At 66.9% G+C, this 25,743-nt stretch carries 25 protein-coding genes; 9 read left to right on the forward strand and 16 right to left on the reverse strand.

Annotated elements, in window-relative coordinates; all coding sequences use genetic code 11:
- Window positions 1-61: 61 nt before the first annotated feature.
- On the reverse strand, window positions 62-1,459 hold the full coding sequence (locus tag CFB46_RS13160) for a sigma-54 interaction domain-containing protein (RefSeq protein ID WP_089500219.1): 1,398 nt from the start codon (window positions 1,457-1,459) through the stop codon (window positions 62-64).
- Window positions 1,460-1,713: 254 nt separating this feature from the next.
- Here CFB46_RS13160 and CFB46_RS13165 point away from each other — a divergent pair, with 254 nt between their 5' ends.
- Genes CFB46_RS13165 through CFB46_RS13175 form a run of 3 tightly spaced genes read left to right on the forward strand, consistent with a single transcriptional unit; the run spans window position 1,714 to window position 5,125 of the window.
- Window positions 1,714-2,598, forward strand: coding sequence for an MBL fold metallo-hydrolase (locus CFB46_RS13165; protein ID WP_089500220.1), 885 nt, complete (start codon window positions 1,714-1,716; stop codon window positions 2,596-2,598).
- 34 nt (window positions 2,599-2,632) lie between these two features.
- Window positions 2,633-4,300: a bifunctional protein tyrosine phosphatase family protein/NAD(P)/FAD-dependent oxidoreductase gene (locus CFB46_RS13170; protein WP_089500221.1), complete on the forward strand. Its 1,668-nt coding sequence runs from the start codon at window positions 2,633-2,635 to the stop codon at window positions 4,298-4,300.
- Window positions 4,301-4,318: 18 nt separating this feature from the next.
- Entirely contained in the window at window positions 4,319-5,125 is an 807-nt protein-coding gene (locus CFB46_RS13175) for a sulfite exporter TauE/SafE family protein (protein ID WP_089500222.1), read from the forward strand.
- A 104-nt stretch (window positions 5,126-5,229) separates the two neighbouring features.
- Here CFB46_RS13175 and CFB46_RS13180 read toward each other — a convergent pair whose 3' ends face one another.
- The 4 genes from CFB46_RS13180 to CFB46_RS13195 all read right to left on the reverse strand — a co-directional run bounded on the left by CFB46_RS13180 (window position 5,230) and on the right by CFB46_RS13195 (window position 9,312).
- The gene (locus CFB46_RS13180; protein WP_089500223.1) at window positions 5,230-6,051 is read right to left on the reverse strand and encodes an ABC transporter permease subunit; all 822 of its coding nucleotides are present in this window, start codon (window positions 6,049-6,051) and stop codon (window positions 5,230-5,232) included.
- Window positions 6,048-6,974: an ABC transporter permease subunit gene (locus CFB46_RS13185; RefSeq protein WP_006488137.1), complete on the reverse strand. Its 927-nt coding sequence runs from the start codon at window positions 6,972-6,974 to the stop codon at window positions 6,048-6,050. Before CFB46_RS13185 ends, CFB46_RS13180 begins: the two co-directional genes overlap by 4 nt.
- Entirely contained in the window at window positions 6,971-8,131 is a 1,161-nt protein-coding gene (locus CFB46_RS13190) for an ABC transporter ATP-binding protein (RefSeq protein ID WP_089500224.1), read from the reverse strand. Before CFB46_RS13190 ends, CFB46_RS13185 begins: the two co-directional genes overlap by 4 nt.
- 86 nt (window positions 8,132-8,217) lie before the next feature.
- Complete coding sequence (locus tag CFB46_RS13195; protein WP_089500225.1) at window positions 8,218-9,312, reverse strand: polyamine ABC transporter substrate-binding protein; 1,095 nt, start codon at window positions 9,310-9,312, stop codon at window positions 8,218-8,220.
- Window positions 9,313-9,731: 419 nt separating this feature from the next.
- On the opposite strand from CFB46_RS13195, the gene CFB46_RS13200 reads away from it, so the two are divergent.
- Window positions 9,732-9,935 carry a DUF1289 domain-containing protein gene (locus CFB46_RS13200; RefSeq protein ID WP_006493160.1) on the forward strand — a complete coding sequence of 68 codons (204 nt, stop codon included), beginning with the start codon at window positions 9,732-9,734 and terminating at the stop codon, window positions 9,933-9,935.
- A 75-nt stretch (window positions 9,936-10,010) separates the two neighbouring features.
- On the opposite strand, the gene CFB46_RS13205 is transcribed toward CFB46_RS13200, so the two are convergent.
- The 4 genes from CFB46_RS13205 to CFB46_RS13220 form a co-directional block, all read right to left on the reverse strand.
- A complete protein-coding gene (locus CFB46_RS13205) occupies window positions 10,011-10,652 on the reverse strand; it encodes an OmpW/AlkL family protein (protein WP_089500226.1) in 642 nt (213 codons plus the stop codon).
- A 65-nt stretch (window positions 10,653-10,717) separates the two neighbouring features.
- Complete coding sequence (locus tag CFB46_RS13210; protein ID WP_089500227.1) at window positions 10,718-11,908, reverse strand: NAD(P)H-dependent flavin oxidoreductase; 1,191 nt, start codon at window positions 11,906-11,908, stop codon at window positions 10,718-10,720.
- A 123-nt stretch (window positions 11,909-12,031) separates the two neighbouring features.
- A protein-coding gene (locus CFB46_RS13215; RefSeq protein ID WP_089500228.1) for an IS3-like element ISBmu5 family transposase occupies window positions 12,032-13,395 on the reverse strand; the annotation gives its coding sequence in 2 pieces (ribosomal slippage) (window positions 12,032-12,933 and window positions 12,933-13,395; 1,365 coding nt in all).
- Window positions 13,396-13,481: 86 nt separating this feature from the next.
- A complete protein-coding gene (locus tag CFB46_RS13220) occupies window positions 13,482-14,918 on the reverse strand; it encodes an aldehyde dehydrogenase family protein (protein ID WP_089500229.1) in 1,437 nt (478 codons plus the stop codon).
- 268 nt (window positions 14,919-15,186) lie between these two features.
- Between CFB46_RS13220 and CFB46_RS13225 the strand changes: the two genes are divergently transcribed.
- Window positions 15,187-15,552 (forward strand): hypothetical protein, encoded by a 366-nt coding sequence (locus tag CFB46_RS13225; RefSeq protein ID WP_027784520.1) that lies wholly within the window; start codon window positions 15,187-15,189, stop codon window positions 15,550-15,552.
- 151 nt (window positions 15,553-15,703) lie between these two features.
- Here the strand turns inward: CFB46_RS13225 and CFB46_RS13230 are convergent, their stop codons facing one another.
- Window positions 15,704-16,186, reverse strand: coding sequence for a DUF2501 domain-containing protein (locus CFB46_RS13230; protein ID WP_089500230.1), 483 nt, complete (start codon window positions 16,184-16,186; stop codon window positions 15,704-15,706).
- Between the two features lie 283 nt (window positions 16,187-16,469).
- Here CFB46_RS13230 and CFB46_RS13240 point away from each other — a divergent pair, with 283 nt between their 5' ends.
- Window positions 16,470-17,024, forward strand: coding sequence for a hypothetical protein (locus CFB46_RS13240; protein WP_179235073.1), 555 nt, complete (start codon window positions 16,470-16,472; stop codon window positions 17,022-17,024).
- A gap of 16 nt (window positions 17,025-17,040) precedes the next feature.
- A complete protein-coding gene (locus CFB46_RS13245; RefSeq protein WP_089500231.1) occupies window positions 17,041-17,619 on the forward strand; it encodes a polysaccharide deacetylase family protein in 579 nt (192 codons plus the stop codon).
- Between the two features lie 12 nt (window positions 17,620-17,631).
- Here CFB46_RS13245 and CFB46_RS13250 read toward each other — a convergent pair whose 3' ends face one another.
- Complete coding sequence (locus CFB46_RS13250; protein ID WP_089500232.1) at window positions 17,632-18,597, reverse strand: phosphotransferase; 966 nt, start codon at window positions 18,595-18,597, stop codon at window positions 17,632-17,634.
- A gap of 25 nt (window positions 18,598-18,622) precedes the next feature.
- Between CFB46_RS13250 and CFB46_RS13255 the strand changes: the two genes are divergently transcribed.
- Window positions 18,623-19,312, forward strand: a complete 690-nt coding sequence (locus CFB46_RS13255; protein ID WP_089500233.1) for a cephalosporin hydroxylase family protein — start codon at window positions 18,623-18,625, stop codon at window positions 19,310-19,312.
- On the opposite strand, the gene CFB46_RS13260 is transcribed toward CFB46_RS13255, so the two are convergent.
- Genes CFB46_RS13260 through CFB46_RS13280 form a run of 5 tightly spaced genes read right to left on the reverse strand, consistent with a single transcriptional unit; the run spans window position 19,269 to window position 24,177 of the window.
- The gene (locus CFB46_RS13260; protein ID WP_089500428.1) at window positions 19,269-20,477 is read right to left on the reverse strand and encodes a glycosyltransferase; all 1,209 of its coding nucleotides are present in this window, start codon (window positions 20,475-20,477) and stop codon (window positions 19,269-19,271) included. The two genes, CFB46_RS13255 and CFB46_RS13260, sit on opposite strands and share 44 nt — an antisense overlap.
- A 7-nt stretch (window positions 20,478-20,484) precedes the next feature.
- Window positions 20,485-21,552 (reverse strand): asparagine synthase-related protein, encoded by a 1,068-nt coding sequence (locus CFB46_RS13265; protein WP_089500234.1) that lies wholly within the window; start codon window positions 21,550-21,552, stop codon window positions 20,485-20,487.
- Window positions 21,549-22,427 (reverse strand): radical SAM protein, encoded by an 879-nt coding sequence (locus CFB46_RS13270; RefSeq protein ID WP_089500235.1) that lies wholly within the window; start codon window positions 22,425-22,427, stop codon window positions 21,549-21,551. The genes CFB46_RS13265 and CFB46_RS13270 overlap by 4 nt, the downstream gene beginning before the upstream one ends.
- Window position 22,428: 1 nt before the next feature.
- Window positions 22,429-23,427: a phosphotransferase enzyme family protein gene (locus CFB46_RS13275; RefSeq protein WP_027784529.1), complete on the reverse strand. Its 999-nt coding sequence runs from the start codon at window positions 23,425-23,427 to the stop codon at window positions 22,429-22,431.
- The gene (locus CFB46_RS13280) at window positions 23,428-24,177 is read right to left on the reverse strand and encodes an FkbM family methyltransferase (RefSeq protein ID WP_027784530.1); all 750 of its coding nucleotides are present in this window, start codon (window positions 24,175-24,177) and stop codon (window positions 23,428-23,430) included.
- Between the two features lie 245 nt (window positions 24,178-24,422).
- On the opposite strand from CFB46_RS13280, the gene CFB46_RS13285 reads away from it, so the two are divergent.
- Window positions 24,423-25,682: an IS256 family transposase gene (locus CFB46_RS13285; protein ID WP_027784541.1), complete on the forward strand. Its 1,260-nt coding sequence runs from the start codon at window positions 24,423-24,425 to the stop codon at window positions 25,680-25,682.
- Window positions 25,683-25,743 lie beyond the last annotated feature (61 nt).

Consider the following 25,743-nt stretch of genomic DNA (forward strand, 5'->3'; position numbering starts at 1 on the left):
ATCGGAAGCGCCATTATCGGCAAAGCCACGTGCCGCCGCCAGCCGCGCACGACATGCCCGTTCAGCGCTCGCGCGAGCCGAGGCCGAGCGCCTTCATCCGCCGGTACAGCGTCCGTTCGCTCAATCCGAGCTGCTCGGCCAGCGCCTTGCGCGTGCCGTCGAACGCGCGCGCGATACGGACCAGCTCCGCATCGGACACGCCGCGCGCGGCCACCGCCTGCGCGTGCGGCGCCGCCGCTGCCGCGACGAGCTCGGCCGGCAGATGTTCGACGCGAATCGTCCCGTCGTCCGCGAACAGGCACGCGCGTTCGAGCACGTTGCGCAGCTCGCGGATGTTGCCGGGCCACGCATACGCGTCGAGGCACGCCCGCGCGCGCTCGGTCAGAACGAACGGTCGGGCCGCGAGTGGTCGGGCATTCGCGTCGCCCGCGTTGCCGCGCGCGTTCGCGATCCGCCGCAGGATCGATTCGGCCAGCAGCGCGATGTCGCCGCGCCGCTCGCGCAACGCCGGCAGCGGAATCGGGAACGCGTTGATCCGGTAGTAAAGGTCCTGCCGGAACCGGCCGTCGTCGATCATCTCGCGCAGCGGCTTGTGCGTGGCCGCGACGAGCCGGAAATCGGCGCGCAGCGCCTCGACGCCGCCGACGCGCCGGAACGTGCCCGATTCGATCAGCCGCAGCAGCTTCACCTGCATCGGCAGCGGCACGTCGCCGATCTCGTCGAGAAACAGCGTGCCGCCCTGCGCGGTTTCGACGAGGCCCGGCTTGCGCTGGTTCGCGCCGGTGAACGCGCCCTTCTCGTAGCCGAACAGTTCGCTCTCGAACAGCGTCTCGGCGATCCCCGAGCAATCGACGACGACGAACGGCCCCATCGCGCGATCGCTCGCTTCGTGCAGCGCGCGGGCGAACAGCTCCTTGCCGGTGCCCGATTCGCCGAGCAGCAGCACCGGCAGCGTCGACGGCGCGACGCGCTGCAGCGCGCCGAGCGCCGCGTTGAACGCGTCGGCGCCGCCGACGAGCCCTTCCGCGCTCGGCTGCGCGGACGCACTGCGCACCGTCGTCAGCCGCTCGACATACGCGATCACGTTGCCGTCCGCATCGAAGATCGGCCGCAGCTCGACGTCGACATGCTCGGGGCCGCGCGGCGTGTGGTGGATGTGCAGCACGCGGTTCAACCCGCGCGATTCGAGCGCCTGCTTCATCGGGCAATGCTCGCCGGCCTGGTCGCACGGCACGTCGTAGTGATGCGAGACCTGGAAACAGTGCCGGCCCACATGCTCGACGCCGGCCACACCGAACTGGCGCCGGTACGCATCGTTCGCCGCGAGGATGCGGTAGTCGGGGTCGACCACGATCATCGGCTGCGGGTCCTGCTCGAGATATGCGACGAGCGCGCGTACGTCGGGCATCGCGTCACGACGCGGGGCGGGGACGATCGGAATGGTGTCGTGCGGATTCATGCGGAGGCTCGCTCGGCGAAGGGGCGCCCGGGCGGACTGCCAGGCTGACTGCCAATTCTGCCACGACACTGCCAGTCGTGGCAGTTCTCGTTCGCCACCGGATGTCGCGGCCGCCCACACGGGGCCGCCGGACGCACCGAAAACCCGAGCCGAATCAAGTCCCTGGCGTATCGGTCGGTGCCGCGCCGCAGGCTGGCATGCTTCTTGAGATAAAGATCGCGATTGCAGATGAAGAACCCGATCGAGGACACCCCGTGAGCAACGCCCCCGCCCTGTCGGTCGAAGGCTTTTTCGACCCGGCGACCCACACAGTGAGCTATCTCCTGCTCGATACGGCGAGCCGCGCGTGCGCGCTGATCGACAGCGTGCTCGACTACGACCCGAAATCCGGCCGCACGCGCACCGCCAGCGCCGACCGGCTGATCGCGCGCGTCGCCGAACTCGGCGCGACCGTGCACTGGCTGCTGGAGACGCACGTGCATGCCGACCACCTGTCGGCCGCGCCGTACCTGAAAACGCAGGTCGGCGGCCGGATCGCGATCGGCTCGCACGTGCGCCGCGTGCAGCACGTGTTCGGCACGCTGTTCAACGCGGGCCCCGGCTTCGCGGAAGACGGCCGTCAGTTCGACCGGCTCGTCGACGACGGCGACACGCTCGCGCTCGGCGCATTGACGATCCGCGCGCTGCACACGCCGGGCCACACGCCCGCGTGCATGACCTACTGCGTGGCCGATGCGACGCAGCGCGCGGCGTTCGTCGGCGACACGCTGTTCATGCCCGACTACGGGACGGCCCGCTGCGATTTCCCGGGCGGCGACGCGCGCACGCTGTACCGCTCGATCGCGTGCGTGCTCGCGCTGCCCGCCGACACGCGCCTGTACCTGTGCCACGACTACCAGCCGGGCGGCCGCGACGTGCAGTTCGTGACGACCGTCGCCGAGGAGCGCCGCGCGAACGTGCACGTGAAGGACGGCGTGAGCGAGGACGATTTCGTCGCGATGCGCACCGCGCGCGACGCGACGCTCGACATGCCCGTGCTGATGCTGCCGTCCGTGCAGGTCAACATGCGCGCCGGCCATCTGCCCGAACCCGAGAACAACGGCGTGCGCTACCTGAAGATCCCGCTCGACGCGATCTGAGCCGCGCGCCCCGCCCCATCCGGAGAACCCCGACATGACCATCCGCAAGCTGACCGACGCGCTGTCGGTCTCGCCGCAGATCGCGGCGGCCGACCTGCCCGCGCTTCACGCGGCGGGCATCCGCGCGATCATCTGCAACCGGCCCGACGGAGAAGGCGCCGACCAGCCGACCGTCACCGAGATCCGCGCGGCCGCCGCGCCGCTCGGCATCGACGTGCATTACCTGCCGGTCGATACCGGCAAGGTCACCGACGACCAGGCCGCGCAATTCGGCGCGCTCGTCGCGTCGCTCGAAGGCCCCGTGCTCGCCTACTGCCGCAGCGGCACGCGTTCGGCCGCGCTGTGGGCGCTGTCGCAGGCGCGGCTGCGCCCGCTGGACGACCTCGTCGCCACCGCCGGCGCGGCCGGCTACGACCTGGGCGCGCTCGCATCGCGTATCGCGCAGGGCGGCCGCCAGGCGCCGCCCGCCGTGGACGCGCGGCACGACATCGTGATCGTCGGCGCCGGTGCGGCCGGCATCGCGGTCGCGTCGAGCCTGCTCGCGCGCGACGCTTCGCTCGACATCGCGGTGATCGATCCCGCCGACGTCCATTATTACCAGCCCGGCTGGACGATGGTCGGCGCGGGCGTGTTCCAGCCCGGCACCACCGCGCGGCCGATGACCGACGTGCTGCCGCACGGCGTGCAGCGGATCCGGGCCGCCGTCGCGGGCTTCGAGCCCGACGCGCACGCGATCGTGCTCGACGGCTGCCGACGCATCGGTTATCGCAAGCTCGTCGTGTGCCCGGGGCTCAAGCTCGACTGGCACGCGATCGACGGCCTCGCCGACACGCTCGGCCGCAACGGCGTCACGTCGAACTACCGCTACGATCTCGCGCCGTACACGTGGGAGCTCGTGCGCGCGTTCCGCGGCGGCCGCGCGCTCTTCACGCAGCCGCCGATGCCGATCAAGTGCGCGGGCGCGCCGCAAAAGGCGATGTACCTGTCGTGCGACCACTGGCGGCGCACGGGGCGCCTCGACGCCGCGAACGTCGAATTCCTGAATGCGGGCGGCGCGCTGTTCGGCGTCGCCGATTACGTGCCCGCGCTGATGGAGTACGTGAAAAGCTACGACATCGCGCTGTCGTTCGGCCACAACCTCGTCGCGATCGACGGGCCCGCGCGCCGCGCGACGTTCTCTCGCGCGCTGCCGGACGGCGGCAAGGAAACCGTCGAGCGTTCGTTCGACATGATCCACGTCGTGCCGCCGCAGACGGCGCCCGACTTCGTGCGCGCGAGCCCGCTCGCCGACGCGGCCGGCTGGATCGACGTCGATCCGGCGACGCTGCGGCACAAGCAGTTTCCGGACATCTACGCGCTCGGCGACGTCACCAACACGACCAATGCGAAAACGGCCGCGGCCGCGCGCAAGCAGGCGCCCGTCGTGGCGCACAACCTGCTCGCGTCGCTCGGCCGCGCACGGGGCGCCGCCGCGTACGACGGCTACGGCTCGTGCCCGCTCACCGTCGAGCGCGGCAAGATCGTGCTCGCCGAATTCCTGTACGGCGGCAAGGTCGCCCCGACCTTCCCCGCCTGGCTGATCGATGGCAAGCGGCCATCGCGGCTCGCGTGGCTGCTCAAGGAGCGCGTGCTGCCGCCGCTCTACTGGAAGGCGATGCTCAAGGGCCGCGAATGGCTCGCGAAGCCCGCGATCGCACGTTGACCGGAGCGCGATGACGTCATGCTGATTTCCCTCGTACTGGGCGGCTTCGTCGGCGCCGTGCTCGGCCTGACCGGCGCCGGCGGCGGCATTCTCGCGGTGCCCGCGCTCGTCGTCGGGATGAGCTGGCCGATGCAGCAGGCCACCCCCGTCGCACTCGTCGCGGTAGCGGGCAGCGCCGCGCTCGGCGCGCTCGAAGGCTTCCGCCGCGGGCTCGTGCGCTATCGCGCGGCGCTGCTGATGGCCGTGACCGGCGTGCCGCTGACCACGCTCGGCGTGCGGCTCGCGCACGTGCTGCCGCAGCGCCTGCTGCTCACGCTGTTCGCGCTGACGATGCTGGTCGTCGCCGGCCGCCTGCTGCGACAGGCGCTGCGGCGGCAGGCGGCCGATGCGGACGCGTCGCCGCTGTGCGTCGGCCGCGTGAATCCCGATACGGGCCGGCTCGTGTGGTCGTGGCCCGTCGGCATCGCGCTGGCGTCGACCGGCGCGGTCACGGGCCTGATGACGGGGCTGCTCGGCGTCGGCGGCGGCTTCGTGATCGTGCCGATGCTGCGCAAGTTCACGAACGTGTCGATGCATGGGGTGGTCGCGACGTCGCTGATGGTGATCGCGCTGGTCGGCACCGGCGGCGTGCTCGCGACGCTCGTGTCGGGCACGCGCGCGCCGCTCGACGTGACGCTGTGGTTCACCGTCGCGACCGCGCTCGGCATGGCCGCCGGCCGCGGCGCGTCGCGCCACCTCGCCGCGCGGCACGTGCAGGCCGGCTTCGCGGCCGTGCTCGTATGCGTCGCGCTCGGGCTGCTGGCGAAGGCGGCGTTCGGCGCGTGAACGCCAGCGACGGGCCGGCGATCGTCACGCACCGCCAAAACGAAACGCCCGGCCCGACTCGTCGTCGGCACCGGGCGTTTTTCATGACGGCCGCAACCGGCGTGTCAGGCCGCGAACCCCGCCAGCCGCTTGCGTTCCTGACGCAGCATCACGAAGTTCGCGATCACGACGCCGGCCGTCACCGCGATGATGAACAGCGTCGCGAGCGCGTTCATTTCCGGATTCAGGCCGAGACGCACGCGCGAGAACACGACGAGCGGCAGCGTCGTCGAGCCGGGACCCGACAGGAACGCCGACAGCACGAGGTCGTCGATCGACAGCGTGAACGACAGCAGCCAGCCCGCGATCAGCGCCTGCGAGATCAGCGGCAGCGTGATCGTGAAGAACACCTTCAGCGGCGTCGCGCCGAGATCGAGCGCGGCTTCCTCCAGTGACGGATTCAGCTCGCGCACGCGCGACTGCACGATGATCGCGACGTACGAGATGCACAGCATCACGTGGCCGAGCCAGATCGTGAACACGCCGCGCTCGGCCGGCCAGCCGATCCACTTCGCCAGTTCGATGAACAGCAGCAGCAACGAGATCCCCTGGATCACCTCGGGAATCACGAGCGGTGCGTTGATCATCCCGCTGAACAGCGCGAAGCCGCGAAAGCGCCCCATCCGCGCGAGCACGAAGCCGGCCCACGTGCCGATGAACACCGACGCGAACGCGGTCAGCACGCCGATCTTCAGCGACAGCCACGCGGCCGTCAGCAGCTCGTCGTCCTCGACGAGCGCCTCGTACCAGCGGAACGAAAAACCCGACCACACGGTGACGAGCTTCGACTCGTTGAACGAATAGACGATCAGGCTGATGATCGGGATGTACAGGAACGCGAAGCCGACGAACAGCGCCGCGAACTGCAGGTAGCGGTTCGGCTTCATCGGCGGCCTCCCTGTTCCTTCGCCTGGAAGTGCTGGAACATCGCCATCGGCACGAGCAGCAGCAACACCATCGCACACGTCACGGCCGATGCCATCGGCCAGTCCGCGTTGTTGAAGAACTCGTTCCACATCACGCGGCCGATCATCAGCGTATTCGCGCCGCCGAGCAGCTCGGGAATCACGTACTCGCCCACCGCCGGGATGAACACCAGCAGGCAGCCCGCGATGATCCCGTTCTTCGACAGCGGCAGCGTGATCTGCACGAATGCCTTCCACGGCTTCGCGCCGAGGTCGTACGCGGCCTCGAGCAGGCGCAGGTCCATCTTCACGAGGTGCGCGTAGAGCGGCATCACGAGGAACGGCAGGTACGAATACACCATCCCGATGTACACCGCGTAATTCGTGCGGTACAGCTCGATCGGCGTATGGGTGAGCCCAATCCACATCAGGAAGTTGTTCAGCAGCCCGTTGTTCTTCAGGATCCCGATCCATGCGTACACACGGATCAGGAACGACGTCCAGAACGGCAGCATCACGCCCATCATCAGCAGGTTGCGGGTGGCCGGGTTCGAACGCGCGATGTAGTACGCCATCGGATAACCGAGCAGCAGACACAGCAGCGTCGTGATCGCGGCGACCCACACCGAGTTCACGTAGGTCGCGAAATACAGGCTGTCCGTGAACAGGAACGCGTAGTGCGACAGGTTCAGCGCGATGTGCACGACGCCGTCCGCGTACGACGCGAGCTCCGTATACGGCGGGATGCCGAGCTGCAGCTCCGCGAAGCTGATCTTCACGACCAGCACGAACGGCACGAGGAAGAACAGCACGAGCCACGTGAACGGCCCGGCGACGACCGCCGTGGCGCCCGTCAGGTTGAAGCGCCGCACCGGCCACTCGAGCAGGGACTTGAACGCGTTCATGACGTCAGCACCACGCCTGCGGTCGCGCTCCAGCGCACGTAGATCTCGTCGCCGAGCGACGGCGTGTCGAGCTCGGAAATCGCGAGGCTCGACACGTTCGCGATCACCGTCTTGCCCGCGTCGAGCTTGACGTGATACAGCGAATAGCCGCCCATGTACGCGGCGTTGCTGATCCTGCCGCGCGCCCAGTTGAACGCGCCTTCGGGCGGCTTGCGCGTGAGCGCGATCCGCTCGGGGCGCACCGACACCGTGACCGGCATCCCGAGCGGGCCCGAGATCCCGTGGCTCACGTACAGCCGGCTCGGCAGTTCCGGCGATTCGATGTACACGTGATCGGGTTCGTCCTCGACGGTCACGCCGTCGAACAGGTTCGTCGAGCCGATGAATTCGGCCGAGAAGCGGCTGTTCGGGTATTCGTACACCTCGTTCGGCGAGCCGATCTGCACGATCTGGCCTTCGCTCATCACCGCGATGCGGTTCGCCATCGTCATCGCCTCTTCCTGGTCGTGCGTGACCATGATGCAGGTGACGCCGACCTTGTTCAGGATGTTGACGAGCTCGATCTGCGTGCGCTGGCGGATCTGCTTGTCGAGCGCGGACATCGGCTCGTCGAGCAGCAGCAGTTTCGGACGCTTGACCAGCGAACGCGCGAGCGCGACGCGCTGCTGCTGGCCGCCGGAGAGCTGGTGCGGCTTGCGCTTCGCGTACTTGCCCATCTGCACGAGTTCGAGCGCGGAAGCGACGCGCGCCTTCAGCTCGGCCTTCGGCGTGCCTTCCTGCTTCAGCCCGAACGCGACGTTCGACTCGACCGACATGTGCGGGAACAGCGCATACGACTGGAACATCATGTTCACGGGCCGCTTGTACGGCGGCATCTGCGCGAGGTCCTCGCCGTCGATCAGGATCTTGCCCGACGTGACCGTCTCGAGGCCCGCGAGCATCCGCAGCAACGTCGACTTGCCGCAGCCCGAGCTGCCGAGCAGCGCGAACAGCTCGCCCTGGCGCACGGTCAGATTGACGCTGCGCACGGCTTCGGTGTCGCCGAATTTCTTGACGACGTCGACGATCTGGACAAAGTTCTCGGCGCGCGCATCGGCGCCGGAGGAGGAAACGGAGAACGGCGCGCCCGCGACCGGCGCGCCCGACTGGCTATTCATGATGTGCTGCTTCTCTCCTGCGTTAGACGAACAAAGCCCCCGGGGGCACCAGGGGCTTCATGACTGCGGGTTCACTTCGGCTCGTGTCAGCGGCCCGACTTCAGCTCGGTCCACAGACGCGTCTGCAAACGCTGGATTTCAGGCGGCAGCGGCTTGAGCAGGAACAGCGTCTTCACGACGTCGGCCGGCGGGTACACCGCCGGGTCGTTCGCGACGTCGGGGCGCACGTACTTGCGTGCCTCGGCGTTGGCGCTCGGGTAGTACACCGCGTTGGTGATCGCCGCGTGCACCTTCGGATCCTCGATGTAGTTGATCCACTGCAGCGCGGCTTCCTTGTTCTTCGCATCCTTCGGGATCGCCATCACGTCGAACCACACCGGCGCGCCGCCCTTCGGAATGTAGTACTCGATCTTGTACGGCTTCTTCGCCTCGATCGCGCGATGCTTCGCGATCACGACGTCGCCCGACCAGCCGTACGCGAAGCAGATGTCGCCGCCGACCAGGTCGTTGATGTAACCCGACGAGTTGAATTGCGTGATGTACGGACGGATCTTCTTCAGCACTTCCATCGCGGCCTTGTAGTCGGCCGGGTTCGTGCTCATCGGATCCTTGCCGATGTAGTGCAGCGCGGCCGCGAACATCTGGTCGGGCGCATCGAGCACCGACACGCCGCAGGCCTTCAGCTTCGAGAGGTTTTCCGGCTTGAACAGGATGTCCCAGTTGTCGAGCGGCACCTTGCCGAGCGCCTGCTGCGCCTTCGTCAGGTTGTAAGCGAGACCGCTCGTGCCGTACGCCCAGGGCACCGAGTACTTGTTGCCCGGGTCCGCGCCGGCGACGAGCGCCATCAGTTGCGGATCGAGGTACTTGAGGTTCGGCAGCTTCGACTTGTCGAGCGGCGCGAAGATGCCGGCGGCGATCTGCTTGCCCGCGTAGTTGCTGGTCGGCACGACGATGTCGTAGCCCGAGCTGCCCGTCAGCAGCTTCGCCTGCAGCGTGTCGTCGCTGTCGTAGTTGTCGTAGCGGACCTTGACACCCGCCTGCTTCTCGAAGTTCGGGATCGTGTCCTTCGCAATGTAGTCCGACCAGTTGTAGACATTGAGCTGCGTATCCTTCGCTGCTGCCGCCGATGCACCCACGCACAGCGCGAGCGCCGCGAACCGGCCCACTACCTTTGCTTTCATCCCGTTCTCCCTCCGGCCGGACGCATTGCCCGGCTGCCGTCTGCCTCGTCATGGCAGCGCATTCTGGCGCGCCGCCCCTCGAAAACCCCGAAAACTACCATCATTCGCGCCCCGTCACAAAAAAATCATGCCGGTGTCGCGCAAACGGAACAGATTCCCGCTGCCGGCCGCTCGGGCCGCCCGTGCGGCGGGGCGTTCCGGGGGAATTCTATCGGGTAATCGGCGGCTGTCCACCGGGAAAAACGGACGGTGACGAACCCGCGTTCGCATGCCGGGTGCGCCCGCTCGGCGAGCGCGCCCGACACCCGCCCGAACCGTCACGCTCCCGCGCCGGGACAACACGCCGGTGCCGGCGGCCGGCCGGGCCGCCGCGATGCATTAAAATGGCGGCTGACGATTCAACTGCGCGAACCCTCCCGATGGCCTCCAATCTTCACGACCTCCCCGACAGCCCCTGCATCGGCGTGTGCTCGACGCTCTTCGACGAAGTCTGCAAGGGCTGCGGCCGCACGGCCGCCGAAGTCTCGAACTGGGTGTTCCTGAGCGACGACGAAAAGCGCGCGGTGTGGGAGCGCATCACGCGCGAAGGCACCGCGATGCGCTTCCAGTACGACAAGCTGTAAATCGGCCGCGCAAAAAAAGAGCGGCATGCCGACCGCCATGCCGCCAACCCCAACTCTGTTCTTTTTCCGTCGCGTCTAGAACTTCATCCCGACGCCCACGCCGACGATCAGCGGATCGATGTGCAGCGTGCCGATGCCCTTGTCGCCGAGTGTCGCATCGGTGCTCATCCAGATCTTCTTCACGTCGACGTTCATGAACACCTTCTTCGTCAACTGCACGTCCACGCCGAACTGCAGCGCGGGACCGAAGCTGCTCTTGTCGATCGATACGCCCTGCCCGCCGACGTTGAGCCCGTTGTTGTAGAAGTACGTGTAGTTCAACCCGGCGCCGACGTACGGCCGCACCTTGCCCGCATGGTTGAAGTGATACTGCAGCAGCAGCGTCGGCGGCAGCACGCCCACGCCGCCGAGATTGCCGAGGCTTGACGTCAGTTGATGCCGCGACGTGCCGAGGATCAGCTCGACCCCGAGGTAGTCGCGGATCATGTACGTGAAGTCGAGCTCGGGCACGATCGCGTTGTTCACGCCCGTGTTGATGGCGCCGAGCGTATCGCTCGCGCGCTCGTTCGGCTGGATGCTGATCGCGCGCAGCCGGACCAGGACGTCGCCCTGGTTGATGCCGTCGCCCGGCGACGCCGCATGCGACAGCGACGGCATCGCGACGACGCCGGCCGCGACGGCGGCTGCGGTGACACAAGTTCGAATCGTTTCATGCATGGTACGGACCCCCAAAGAATGGTTTCCATTCTCCCTGTAGGGTCTTTTCGTCATCTTGATATCCGTCAAGCCAGCGTAAACGCAGGACGGTTTGTCGCAGGCTCGGTCGCACTGCCCGTCAGCAGCAGGTCGAGCAGATCGCGCACGCTGCGGATCGCGCGGCCGAACGGCAACACTTCGCGGCCGCGGAAGAACAGTCCGTTCGCGACGTCGCCGCGCAGCGCGGCCGCGAGCCGCGTATCGATGCAGAAGTGGCCGAATTTCTCGATGCCGTCGCGCAGCCCGCATACGCTCAGGCATTCGAGCGCGGTCGGACAGCGCTGCTTCAGCGCGCCGAGCTTGTTGCGAATGCGCGTCTCGTTGCGCAGGTAACGATCGAGCCAGGGCGTCTTCACCGCGCGTGCCGGCAGCCCCGTCACGCTGACGAATTCGACGATGTCGTCGGGCGTCGCCTCGGCGAGCACGCGCTTGAATTGCGGATGCGCATCGCCTTCTTCCGTCACCGCGAACGGCGTCCCGACCTGCACGCCGTTCGCGCCGGCCGCGAACGCCGCGCGCACCGTATCGTGACTGTTGATCCCGCCGGCCACGATCAGCGGGATCGTGTCGCGGGCGAGACCGAGCGACGCCATCACCTGCGCGGTTTCGTCGAGCACGCGCGCGAAATCGAAACGGCCGTCGTGCATGTCGCCGATCTGCGTGACGCCGAGGTGCCCGCCCGCGTGCGCCGGATGCTCGATCACGATCGCATCGGGCAGGCGCCCCTTCTTCATCCATTTCTTCAGCACCAGCGCGATCCCGCGGCTGTCCGACAGGATCGGGATCAGCGCGATGTCGTGCCCTTGCGTGAGGTCGGGCAGATCGAGCGGCAGGCCCGCGCCCATCACGATCGCGTCCGCGCCCTCGTCGCACGCGACCCGCACGTAGTCCGCATGCGCGCTCACCGCCTTCATCACGTTGACCGCGATCATTCCGCGCCCTTCGCTGTAGGTCTTCGCGAGACGGATCTCGCGCGCGAGCGCGTCGAGGTTCGCCGCTTCGAGCGTCGCGCGATCGGGTTGCGCGCGGCAACGCGCGAGCAGATCCGCATGATGGTGGCGCAGGTCGATGCTCGCGATCGTGCCGACCGCGCCTTCGCGCGCGACGCTGCCCGCCAGCCGGTGCGCGGAGATGCCGACGCCCATGCCGCCCTGCACGACGGGCAGCAAGGTGCGGCCGCGAATCGTCAGCGGCGGAAAGGAAGTGCGTACGGTCATCTGAAACCTCGTCGGAACATCGGAACCGCGATGATCGACGATCCAGCGCCGCGCACCTTGACGGCCGTCAATAAAAAAACGGCACGCGAATGAACTGACCCCACGAAGTTGGACGGTTAAAATCTAAGCGGCCGAGGGCTGAGTCCTGTATTGCACGGGACTCAGCCCGTTTAATTTGAGCTTGATGCGTTCGTGGTTGTAGTAGTGAATGTAGCGGCTCAACGCATCTCGCAACTGCTCCACGTTCGTAAAGCGCGCCAGCCGATAGCACTCGGATTTCAGCGTGCCGAAGAAGCTCTCCATGGCTGCGTTATCAAGGCAGTTACCTCTGCGCGACATGCTCTGGGTGAGCGCATGCTGCTTCAACAACCGACGGTAGGCGGGCATCTGATACTGCCAGCCTTGATCCGAATGCAGTAACGGCCGTCCTTCATCATCGAGCTTGGCCACCGCCTTCTTCAACATGCCGCTGACCAACTCGAAGCTCGGGCGCTCATCCATTTGGTAAGCGACGATCTCCCCGTTGTACAAGTCCATTACCGGCGACAGATAGAGCTTTTGGCCCCCTACATTGAATTCGGTCACGTCGGTCACCCACTTCTGATTCGGGCGTTCAGCATCAAACTGCCGCCGCAGTAGATTTGGGGCAACGCGGCCGACTTCGCCTCGCCAGGAACGATATCTCTTCGGGCGTACCAGAGATTTCAACTGCAGTTGTCCCATCAACCGCTGCACGGTCTTGTGATTGATCGCGTGTCCCGCTTGCCGGATCACTGTCGTGATTCGCCGATAGCCGTAACGGCCCTTGTGGTGGTCGTACACGCTCCGGATCTTCACTTTGAGATCCGCATACCGATCGCCAGCATCCAATACCTTGAGTTGGTAATAGAACGTGCTGCGTGCCAGACCTGCCGCCTTCAGTAACGCGGCTACCGGATGGCATTGCCTAAGCTCACGTATTATTTGCGTTTTTTCCTGGGCGCTGTCTGCTTCTTTGATTGCAGCAGCGCATCGAGCTTTTTTAGGTATGCCACCTCCGCGCGCAAATACACGATTTCCTTGAGCAGTTCCTCGCGGCTCGGCTCTTTCTGCGCGGCATCATCGGTAGGCTTCGGTGGCGGCAAGGTGGTCATCTTCGGGGGACGTCCTCGGCGACGAGGCATCAAGGCTTCTATACCGCCCTCATGATACAGGCGCTCCCAAACCGGGATGCTCCGTTCATTGCGAATGCCGAATACCACCGCCACTCGGGCATATGACAACTCATCGCGCCACATCCGTTGGAGCACCGATAGCTTGAATCGCGCGTCGTAGTGGCTGTGCTTCTTGCTCAGTCCGTCTTCGCCATGCTCTCGATAGCTCGCCACCCAACGTCGGACCATCGTGCTACCCACGCCGTAACGATGCGCAAGTGTCTTGGTCCCAGCCTCTCCAGCCAGGTATGCCTGAACCACCTGACGTCGGAAACGTTCGTCGTACTTCGTCATGAAAAACACCCCAAAGGTTGGATCTAGTCCAACTTTTGGGGTGCAGTTCAGAACGTGCCGTTTCCGGTTCGGGCCGCGAGCGGCGTTCAGGCCGGCTTCGCCGGCTTCAGCTGCATCGACTTGTATTCGAGATACTCTTCGAGCCCGTACACGCCGTTCTCGCGGCCGTGCCCCGACTGCTTGAAGCCGCCGAACGGCGCCGCGCCGTTCCACGTACCGCCGTTGATGTCGACCTGCCCCGTGCGGATGCGGCGCGCGACGCGCATCGCACGTTCGTCGCTGCCGGCCCACACCGCGCCGCCGAGCCCGTACGGCGAATCGTTCGCGATCCGCACGGCCTCGTCTTCATCGCGATACGTGATGATCGACAGCACCGGCCCGAAGATCTCTTCCTGCGCGATCGTCGATTTCGGATCGACGCGGCCGAACACGGTCGGCTTCACGAAGAAGCCCTTCGCGAGCCCTTCCGGCAAACCGGTGCCGCCCGTCACGAGTTCCGCGCCTTCGTCGATCCCGCGCTGGATGTACGCCTGCACGCGCTGCTGCTGCGCGGCCGACGCAAGCGCGCCGAGGCGCGTCGCGTCCTGCCGAGGGTCGCCCGCGACGTACGTTTCGGCCGCGGCCTTCGCGATTTCGCGCGCTTCGTCGTAGCGGGCTTCCGGCACCAGCATCCGCGTATGCGCGGAGCAGGTCTGACCGGCGTTCAGATAGCACGCGTTGACCGTGCCCTTCACCGCCGTCGCGAAATCGGCATCGTCGAGGATCACCGACGCCGACTTGCCGCCCAGCTCCAGCGCGACGCGCTTGACGCCCGCGGCCGCCAGCTCGGCCACGCGCTTGCCCGCACGCGTCGAGCCGGTAAACGACACCATGTCGACGTCCGGGTCGGTCGCCAGCACCTCGCCGACGACCGGACCATACCCGCACACGAGGTTGAACACGCCGGCCGGCAGCCCGGCCGCGTGGATCGCTTCGGCGAGCATGAACGCGTTGAGCGGGGCGACCTCGGACGGCTTCAGCACGACCGTGCAGCCGGCCGCGAGCGCCGGCGCGACCTTCAGCGTGATCTGGTTGAGCGGGTAGTTCCACGGCGTGATCGCCGCGACGACGCCGACCGGCTCGCGCACCACCAGCGAATTACCGACGCGCGCCTCGAATTCGAACGATTCGGCGAGCTTTGCGTACGCCTTCCAGTTGTAGATCGGGCCGCCCACCTGGATCGCGCGCGACAGCTTGATCGGCATGCCGACTTCGCCGGTGATCGACTGCGCGAGTTCCTCGCTGCGCGCCTGCAGATGCTCGACGATCTTGCGCAGGTAACCCGCGCGCGTCGCGGCCGGCGTGGCCGCCCATGCGTCGAAGGCCGCGCGCGCCGCGCGAATCGCGTCCTGCGCGTCGGACGCGACGCCCTCGGGAATCCGGCCGATCACGGCTTCGGTGCCCGAATCGATCACGTCGATCGTGCCGGTGCCGGCCGGTTTGCGCCATGCGCCGTCGATGTAGAACTGGTCGTAGATTTTCATCGTTTTCCGCCTCCAGGGAAGCCGACATTCTAGCGAGCGTTTCGGTGGCTGGTGTGACGAATGACAGCCATTCGAAAGAACCGGAGCGCCCTCGCGCCGGTGCTCCGCCGGCCGCCGCGCATGGCCGGCTACGCATTCGTCGGGCCGCCGCCACGTCGGCATCGACCCGGTTGCGCGGCCGGGCCTGCATCGTGCTATGTTTTTATTATCGGCACCGGCCCGTTGCGGCCGGCGCCGCCCGGAATCGACGCACTTCGTGAGCGCTGCCATGTCCGACGCATCCCATACCCTCGGCTCGCAAGACCGCCTGGAGCTGCTTTGCTGGCTCACCTGCGGCAACCTCGGCGCGTTTTATCTCAACGAATCATGGCCGGACGCCGCGTTCCAGGTCCAGGCCGCGCATCGCTGGCTCGACCGTCATCACCGCCAGGCCGACTGGCTCGCGGTCGCCAGGCTCGCGGCGCTTGCGCAGGACATCGCGAAGCGGCATGCGGGGTTCGTCGACGCGTCGTGGGCGCGCGACGCGGTCGAGGAAATCGTCGATACCGACGATCTCGACTACCGGGCCAAACTCGTGCAATGGGTGTACGAAGACTGCTGCAAGGCGCTCGCGGACAAGCGGCTGGCCGATTGAGCCGTCCGGGGGCCCGCCTGTGTACGGGTCGCGGCATCGCAGAGCGCGACGCGCTTTTCGCCGTGACCAACGTAACGGCCGGAATGATCGACGGGGTACGGTGCGTGCGCACCGCCCCCGGCACCAGTACGCGCGATGCGTGCCGATGCGTTTACAGCAGCGACTTGGCCTGCGTCAGCACCTTGTCGCAAACCTGTTTGGTCACCTGCTGCTTCAGGCCGCCGCCGCTCAGGTCGAGCTTGCTGCCGTTGCCTGCGTCGAGGATCCCGCTCGCGCCGCTCGTATAGCCGCTGTCGGACGACGCGTTGCCGCCGAGCTTGCCCATCAGCGCATCCTTCACCGACGACGCGCCGCCGCCGGTTGTGCCGCCGAGATAGTTGTTCTGGATGCAGAACTGCAGCAGGCCCGCGACGTTGCCGGTGCTACCCGGCGTCAGCGACGCACCGCCGCCGCCCGTCAGCGCGCCGCCGAGTCCGCCGAGGTTGCCCAGCGCTCCGCCCGCGCTGCCGCCCGAATCGCCGCCACCGCCGACTTGCTTCAGGACATCGCCCAGTTGCGCATGGGCGACCGAAAACGGCGCGAGCAATCCGATCAGCGCGCCGGCAACGGTCGCGCGATAAAGACGTGCATTCATGTAAAGCCTCCCGGTTGTGACTGCGTAAATACCGCGAATCGCATCCAAGGATACTCAATCGACCGGCGCGTGACAGCCTTCGGAGCCGCATGAAACGTCAGGCATCGTGATATCGCGGCGATTTGACAATGCTTGACCGGCGATTCCGCGCGGCATCGCCGGCGCGACACGCGGGCGACCGCCATTCCGTATCGCCGGCCCGCGCGAAGCGTCATAGAATCGTCGTCGCCGGCCGTTCGGCCGCTGCGGCCCGACATCAATCTCGAACATGAAGGACACTCGCGTGGCGCTTGCCCATCGACTTCTGCTGATCGCCGGCGCATCGACCGCGCTGATGGCCGGCGCCGGTGCCGCCGGTGCCGCGCCCGCAGCCACGGCGGCCGCGGCCTGCGCGTCGCCTTCGTTCGACCGCTATCCGGCGCCGGCCGCCGCCCGCGCGCCGCGCAAACCGGCCGCGTCGCCTCGGCTCACCAGCAGCGAAGCGCGCCTGTATCGCACCGTCATTCGCGACGAATTCGCGCAACCGGCCAATTTTGCCGGTCACTACCGCGTCGCGATCTGGGGTTGCGGAACGGATTGCCGAAATTTCGCGATCGTCGACAAGGACACGGGCGCGACGTACACGATGCCCGGCGTGAAATCCGTCTCGGGCGTGATGGGCAACGACGACGAGCGCGTCGACTTCCGTGCCGGCAGCAAGCTGCTGATCGTCGCCGGCTGCTTCAACGACGATTGCGGCGACGGCAACGCGAAAGCGGCGCGGTTCTTCTACGAATGGACCGGCGGCCGGCTGCGTCCGGTCGGCACGTGCCCGCTGGCCATCGAGCCGGTTCAGTGAGCGGCCCGGACGACTCATGACATCCATCCACCTCAGTTTCGACGACGGCCCCGGCCCGTCCACGCCCGCGCTGCTCGACGTGCTGCGCGATGCATCGTGCACGGCGACCTTCTTCGTGCTCGGCAAGCACCTGGCGGCCGCGCTCGACGTCGCAACGAGAATCGCGCGCGAAGGCCATCGGCTCGGCAATCACACCCATTCGCATGCGAGGCCGGGTGCGCTCGCGGACATCGCACTGATCGACGAAATCCACACGACCGATACGCTGATTCGCGACATCTACCGCCGCGCCGGCCTCGCCGCGCCGGACGCGATCCCGCTGCGTCTTCCGTACGGATTGATGCCGCAGGACGATCGCGCCGCCGTGCTCGCGCGCCTGCAACGCGAACACACGGGCTGGACCGCGATACTGGACGACTGGCAGCGGCCGGCGCCATCGCCGCAGGCGCTGTTCGACGCGATGTGCGCGCACGCCGATGCCTGCGCGGCGCAGCATCGCGACGCGCTGTTCTGCCTGCACGACGGATCCCGGCACGGCGACGCACGGCCCAACACGGTCGAAGCCGTGCGGCTGTTCCTGAACCGGCAGCGCTGACGCGACGGCCGGCTAACCCGCGGGCACCGCCCCGTCCAGCAACTGATGCCAGCCGCCGAGGAAGCCGATGCCGGGCCCCGGCATCCACAGTCCGCGCTGCGCGGCTTCGAGATGGATCAGCGTCTGGTCCGCGCAGAACAGCGCCATCAACGGCTCGCGGTTGTCGCGCAGCCACTCGGGCGCCGCATCGGGCCGCGTCGCCGCATAAGCCTGCAGGCAGGCCGCCCATCGCCCACGGTCGAAGACGAAGCAGTCGTCCCGGCCCGCATCGCGCGACAGCGCGAACGACGCAAAGGCCGCCTCGAGCCATTGCGCCCCCTGCCCCACATCGTCGAAATCCAGCACGCCGTTCACCGCGTTGCCGACATACAGCAGGTTGCCCGCGTGATAGTCGCCGTGCAGCCAATGCGCCTGCCCCGTGAGCCACGCCGACGCCGCGTCGAGATGCGCGCCGATCCGCCGGATCACCGTGTCGTAAGCGTCGCGCAGGTCGCGCGGCAGCGACGGCATCGCGCGCGCCGCGACGCGCGCATGGCGTGCGGACAACCATGCCAGCGGCGCCGCTTCGCTTGCGGGTATCGCGGCCAGCGCCATATGCAGATGCGCGAGCGTGCGCATCGCATCGGTCGCCCCCGCATGCGGGTCGTCCGGCAAGCCGGGACGGCCGTCGATATGCTCGAACAGATGCAGCCAGCTTCCGTCGGACGTCTGCACGCCGGTTTGCGCATCGATGGTCGGCCGCAATCGAGGCAGCGCGGGCAGCGTCGACGCGGTGCCTGCATCGCCGAGACGGCCGAGGATCGACGCCTCGCGCCGCATCTGCCCGAGCGGCTTGCCGGCCCACGACACACGCAGTACCGTGCGCCCCGCATCGCACTCGACGAGATACGTTTTGTTAGTATGGCCCGACGCCAGCGCCTGCAGGCGCGCCGGCCCGATGTTCCAGTACCGGTGCAGCCACGGTTCCAGCGTTTTCACGTCACTCCTACTCGTTCCATTGACCATGTCAGAGCGTCCTTCGGCCCGCATGCGGGACATCAACATCGAATGGCTGACGCAAGCCGCCGAATTCGGCCATCTGTTCCAGACGCGCTGGCTCGGCGAGCGCTTCTTCCATTTGCCCGGCGACATGCTCGCGCTGCAGGAACTGATCTGGCGCGAGCGCCCCGACTGCATCGTCCAGACCGGCATCGCGGCGGGCGGCGGCGTGGTGTTCACCGCGTCGATGCTCGAGCTGGCGGGCAACCAAGGCCGCGTCGTCGCGATCGAACCGCGCCTGCGCGACGAGGTCAGGCAGCGCCTGCACTCGCACCGGCTCGCCCACCGCATGGTGCTGATCGAAGGCGAATCGTGCGCGGCCGACACACTCGCATCGGTGCGCGCGCAGATCGGCGACGGCGCGCGCGTGATGGCGATCCTCGATCTCACGCATACGCACGCGCACGTGCTGCGCGAACTCGAATGCTATGCGCCCTTCGTGACGCCCGGCAGCTATGCGATCGTGATGGACACCATCATGGAGCACCTGCCCGAGTCGATGTTCGACGGCAAGCCGTACGGTCGAGGCAACAACCCGGCCACGGCAGCACGCGAATTTCTTGCCCGCGACGATCGATTCGAAGTCGACCACGACATCGAGGACCGCGTACTCATGACGCTGTCGCCAGGCGGCTTCCTGAAGCGAGTGCGCTGATCAGGCGGCCGGCTTGCGCGGAGCCGTCGCACGCGGCATAGCTGTCGCGAATCCGCGCCGCCTGCTCGCGCAACGATCCGGCACGCAACAGGCGTTCGAGCGCGTCGGCGATTTCCGCGACGCCGGCCTGCTGCAGATCGAGCACACAGCCCGCACCGGCCCGCTCGACGAAGTGCGCCGAATGGAACTGGTCGTTGCAGAACGGCGACAGCAGCATCGGCACGCCGCACGCGAGCGACTCCATCACCGAATTCGCGCCGCCGTGGCTGACGAACGCGTGCGTGCGCCGCAGCAGCGCCAGTTGCGGCGCGTACCGTACCGCGATCACGCGTTCGTCGCCGGCCGGCAGCAGATCCGAATCGACCAGTTCGCCGACCGACAGCACCAGTTGCGCGGACGCCGCGCGCGTCGCATCGATCACCTTCGCGAACACCTCCGGATGGTAGTAAAGCTGGCTGCCGAGCGACATATAGACGAGCGGGCGATCCGCATCGAGGCGTTCCCACGGGAACGCCGTCTCGTCGCCGCGCGGGCCCGACGGCATCGCGGGGCCGACCAGTTCGACACCGGGCGGCGGCGCGCCGACCAGCGCGTCGGTCGTAAACGCGAGCGTCAGGTGCGGCGACAGCACGTCGCAACCGCGAAAGCGTGCCTCGAGGCCGTAGCGCGCGAACAGCCGCGTGCGTTCCGGTTCGAGCCATCGCACCGTGCGCAGCAGTTCCGAATCCAGATCGTCCGGCAACACCGGATTCAGCGAATTGGACATCGAGACCCACGGCAGCCCTTCCAGTTCGGCGGCGATCGCCGCGGCATAGAGCAGCGGATCGATCACGACCACGTCGGGCTGCCATTCGCGCAGCATCGCGCGGATGCCGTCCACCTGCGCGGGCGCGAGGTCGATCAGCAGTGTGCGGATCCAGTGCCGCAGCCAGTCGGCGTCGCGAATGTTCGCGGCGAAGCTCGCGCCGCGCGACAGGTCGTGGCGCTCGGGCGTCTCGCGCGGCCCGACGAACGTGAAGCCGCCGGCGCCGTCGAGCTGTTCGCTGATGTCGGCCGGCGCATAGAACGCGACGTCGCAACCGGCGGCGCGCAGATGCTGGGCCGGGCCGATGCAAGGATTGACGTGGCCCTTCTCGGGCACCACGCAGAACAGGATGCGTTTCATGAGCGGCTCAGCTTGGGCGATGCGCGGCATCGGGATGAAGGCGATCGAGATGATCGAGAATCAGTGTCAGCGTCGTCCACAGCACGCGTTCGGTATCCGTCTGCAAAGCGGGCGCGGCCAGGCCGAGCATGTCGGCGAGCGCATGCGTGCGGTCGCGATCGAGCAGCGTCGCGAGATCCATCGCCGGCGCGAGTCGCCCGCGCTTGGGGCCGTGCACGAGACGGTCCGGCAGGTTCAGGCGCGCACCGAGATCGCGCAGGCACTGCTTGTCCGGGTCGGGCGCGAGGCTCGTCAGATGCGCGACGACGGCGGTATCGACGAACGGCGGATGCAGCTCGACCGATGCGGCGTCGAACAACGCGTGGCACAGCGGCAGATAGTTGGCCGACCGGTCGCGGCGCAACACCTGATCCGCGCCGTCGCCGGTGATCGCCACCTCGACGCCGTCCGCCGCCATCGCGTCGGCCAGCAGCAGCTTCGCGACCGGATGCAGGTTGAACATCGGCTCCTCGACCGCACGGGTCGTCCTCGGCAGCGCCGCGATGAAATCGGCCTCGTTCGCGCGCACGATCTTCACGTTCGCCTGCATCAGCGTGGCGAGTTCGAGCGCCGCGTCGAGTTCGCAGTAATCGGGCATGTCGGTCGCGAGAATGTAGGCCGTCACGTGCCGCAATGCGCCGAGCTCGCGCAGCAACGCGAGCAGCAGCGCCGAATCGAGCCCGCCGCTCAGGGCCAGCGCGACGCGCTTGCCGCTGTCGAGCGCGCACTGCAGCGACGCGCGCAGCACGGTGTCGAGGTCGGCATGCCGCGGCCGCTCGGGCGCCGGCTGCACCGTCAGCCCTTGCGGCGACCGGATCAGTGCATGACCGGGCGGCACCGCGAGCACGTCGCGCAGCACGGTGCGGCCGACGAGGCGCTCGCCGCTCAGGTAGCCCGCGATGGCGGCCGCGTCCGGCGCGCCGGCCGGTTGCCCCGACGCCCGCAATACGGCGCGGATGCCGGACGCCGACACGCCGCTGCGCGGATGGTAGTGCAGACGATCGAAACCGAACGGGTCGCGCGTGCCGGCGATCATGGATAACGAGCCTTCAAGGTGTCCACTTCAATGCGTTTGAGGATGCGATGCGGCGCCACCGGCGCGCTGCCGCCCTGGCAATGCAGGCACGCTTCGAGCGGCGTCTCGCGTTGCAGATAGGCGAGCATCGCGTCGAGCATGCCCGCGTCGTCGCGCAACGGCAGGCCGTCGGCCTGGAAATCCTTCTCGCCTCGGTACAGCGTATGGAAATGCGCGGGACGCGTGCACGTGTAGAACATGCCGTCGCGAATCATATGGCAGCGCTCGCGAATCCAGCAATCGTGATAGATGCGTCGGGCTTCGTCGCGATCCGTGCCCGGCTGGGCGCGGTTCATCGTCGTGAATACGTCCTGCACCTTCCAGTTCAGACGCACGTCGAAGCGCGCGGCCTGGTGCTCGACATGCGCGACCAGGCCGGCGGAAAGCGCCGGCTTCGGATAGCGCGAGATCGTCAGCGCATCCACCGCTTGCCAGAACGCGTCGGGCATCTCGCCGAGTTTCAGGCCGTTCGTCGTGACCGAGATCACGGGCGCGATGCCGGTGTCGCGCACGCGTTCGATCAGTTCGACGAGTGACGGATGCAGCAGCGGTTCGCCGCCGACCAGCTTGAACATGCGCGGGCGCAACACCTTCGCGGCGTGGCGCAGATCGGCTTCGATCGATTCGGGGCTGGCATGCCACTCGGGCAAAAGCGGCGACAGCGAGCAGCATTCCGCGCAGGTCAGGTTGCAGTGATCGACGATATGCGCTTCCAGCGAGCGCGTCTGGATGCGCCCGTCCTCGACGCGGTAATCGCGATCCAGCGGCGGCGGAAACACGTGCTGCCGCTCGCCGGGTCGCGGCGGATTCGGGATCTTGTTCGGATTCGCACTCACATCAGCTTCCTGCTTCCATGCAACGGGAAAAGAAATCGACCAGATGGCCACGCGCGTCCACCATCGCGGACGCCATCGTCACCGCGCCGTTCAGGTGCGACGCGAAGCGCGATGGATCGTCGAGCCAGCCTTGCACGATCCACAGCTTGAGCGCGTGCTGCAAGCATGCGGCATCGACCGCCCATGCGATGTTGGCCAGGTTCACCGGCCGCACGCGCCGGTAGGCGCGCACGAACGCTTGCGCGAGGTGCGGCGCTTCCAGCGGCAAATGATTCAGGCATCGCACCAGCTCGTATTCGCGAGGCGCGCCGATCGACGCTTCCCAGTCGAGGATCAGCGGCGGCAGCGTGCCCGTGAACAGATAGTTGAACTGGTTGTAGTCGTTGTGGATCGGGTGCTGCGGATCGTCGGCCGGAAACGCCTCGATACTGCCCGGATAGTAGCGATCGAGCATGCGCAGCGCGAGATCGACATAGCGGCGCAGGTTCGCGGCGGCGGTGGCGTTCGCATCGGCTCGATCGAGTGCATCCAGCAGACTGGCGCGTACCGCATCCGCGTCGATCGAGGCCAGCCGCGCGCGGATCGTATCGAGCGACGGCAGATGCAGGGGTTCGAGGCTCAGGTGCAACGCGGCCAGACTCGCGCCGAGCGCCTCCCATTCGGTTGGCGAGAACGTATCGTAGGTTCTGAATTGCCCGGCTTCCCACCGCGTCAGCATCGCGTGCGAATGCTGCCCCGACCACAGCGATTCGCCGGACGCCGTACGCTCGAGCGTCTGCACATGGAAACGGCTGTCGCCATGCGTTTCCAGATGCGCGAGGACGGCGGTTTCCTTGACTGCGCGCGCGTGGTGTTCGAACGCATAGAGCTTGACCGCCACATCTGTACCGCCGGCAGCCGGCAGATGCCACACCCGTTCGCTGACCTGCGTCGGCGGGCCGCTGCGATGGAGCCCATAGGCGTCGCGAATCTCGTCGAAGGTGACGGCGAGCGAATCCATTCAGATGTGCTCGGCCGGCCCGTGCCGATACGGATGACCGGTCAGGAACGTGTTGTGTCCGACGTAGCGCAGCTTGTACATCGCAGGCCGGAACAACACCGACGGATCGTTGTTCGCGATGCCGAGCAGCGGGTACAGGTCGCGCCGCACGAAGAATGCGTTGTTGCCCATGTCGTCGCAGCAGACGAGCTCATAGCCCTTCTGCCGGCCGAGATGAACGAGCGATTCGAGGCTCGCGCCGTAATAGGTCGAGCCGTCCCATTCGTGGTCGGGATTGAAGCACATGACCCAGCGCTCGGGCGGCGTGTAGTACGGGTTGTATTCGATCACGACGATGCGCGGCTCAAACGCTTGCAGGCCGCGCCACACCCAGTAATCGTTGCCGTCGATGTCGATCGACAGCAGGTCGAAGTCGGTCGGTACGTTCGCGTCGGCGAGCAACTGGTCAACCGTGTCGGGCTGCACGCGATCGTGATGCAGGCGGACGCGCTCCACGCCCGCGTAGTGCGCGGCAAGCTTGCCGAACCGGTATGCGCTGCCTTCCACGAGTACGCCGGCCCAATCCTGCTCGCGCAGCAACCGCGCGGTATTGCTGTTGCGCAGGCCGTCGCTCGCGCCGATATCGACGCAGAAGCGGTTGGTCGGCGCGATCCGCTCCATCAGGCGCGACAGGATGCCCTCCTCGGTGCCCTGCGCGTACAGGCTGGGCGCGAGGCCGGACAGGTCGAGCGGGAGAGGATGATCCTGCATCGAGGGCGGCTCCGGGGCGAAATGGGGAATGATGGGTGGCGTTGGATGGGTAATTTACCCGAAGTCGATTGAGCAGAGGAAACTGGAATGGGCGCGTGGCCGGGTTTTGCCGCGGCAGATATGAAAAAGCCCGCATCGACATGGCTGTCGATGCGGGCCTGTAGCGCTTCCGGCTGTTCGCCCCGGGGCGAACCTATCCGAATGTTTGTGTGTGAGGCATAAACTGATGGCCAAGGAGCCACTTTATGCCACGCAAACGCAAGGAAGAAGTGACGATTGAACCGGGCAAGGGCTTGAACCTGGACCCGGAACTGATCAAGCAACTGGTACCCGGCACGCTGGATCGGGCGACGATCAACGAGCAGCTTGCGGCGCTCAAGAAGGCAATCTTCGAACGCGCGCTGGGCGGTGAACTGACCCACCACCTCGGCTACGAGAAGGGCGATGCCAAGCCGGCAGGCCGCACGAACCATCGCAACGGCACCAGCCGCAAGCGCATCGCGACCGACGATGACCTGCTCGACGTCGAGATTCCGCGCGATCGAGAAGGTACCTTCGATCCGGTGCTGATCGCCAAGGGCGAGCGACGCTTCACCGGCTTCGACGACAAGATCATCGCGATGTACGCACGCGGCATGAGCGTGCGGGAGATTCAGGGTTTCCTGCTGGAGATGTACGGCATCGAGGTGTCGCCGGACTTCATCAGTACGGTGACCGATGCCGTGATCGACGAAGTGCGCGAATGGCAGCAGCGGCCGCTCGAGCCGATGTACCCGGTCGTGTTCTTCGACGCCTTGCGAGTCAAGATCCGCGACGAAGGCGTCGTGCGCAACAAGGCGATCTACCTGGCGCTGGGCGTGCGCCGCGACGGCACACGCGACGTGCTGGGCCTTTGGATCGAGCAGACCGAGGGGGCCAAGTTCTGGCTGCGGGTAGTGAACGACCTGAAGCTGCGCGGCGTGCAGGATATCCTGATCGCCGTGGTCGACGGCCTGAAGGGCTTCCCGGAAGCGATCAACACGGTGTTCCCGGAAACGACGGTCCAGACCTGCATCGTGCATCTGATCCGGAACTCACTGGACTTCGCCAGCTGGAAAGACAGGAAATCGGTCGCAGCGGCGCTCAAGGAGATCTATCGGGCACCGTCGGCCGAAGCCGCCGCCGTGGCGCTGGACGCGTTCGATACGAGCCCGTGGGGTACGAAATACCCTCCGATTGCCGCGCTCTGGCGCCGAGCCTGGGATCAGGTGATTCCGTTCTACGCCTTCGCGCCTGACATCCGGAAAATTGTATATACGACCAACGCGATCGAGTCGCTGCACATGCAGCTTCGGAAGATCATCAAGGCGCGCGGCCACTTCCCGTCGGACGAGGCCGCGCTCAAACTGATCTGGCTGGCGCTGCGCAACGTCGTTGCCAAGTGGACCGGCTCCCGGCACGATTGGAAGAGCGCGATGACGCAGTTCGCACTGCTTTACCCGGAACGATTCAACATTGGAGTCTGAATATCAACCCGCCTCACACACGGAATTCCGGATACCTCCCCCGGGGCGGTAATGGCTAACC

The sequence above is a fragment of the Burkholderia sp. HI2761 genome (assembly GCF_002223355.1).
GTDB lineage: Bacteria > Pseudomonadota > Gammaproteobacteria > Burkholderiales > Burkholderiaceae > Burkholderia.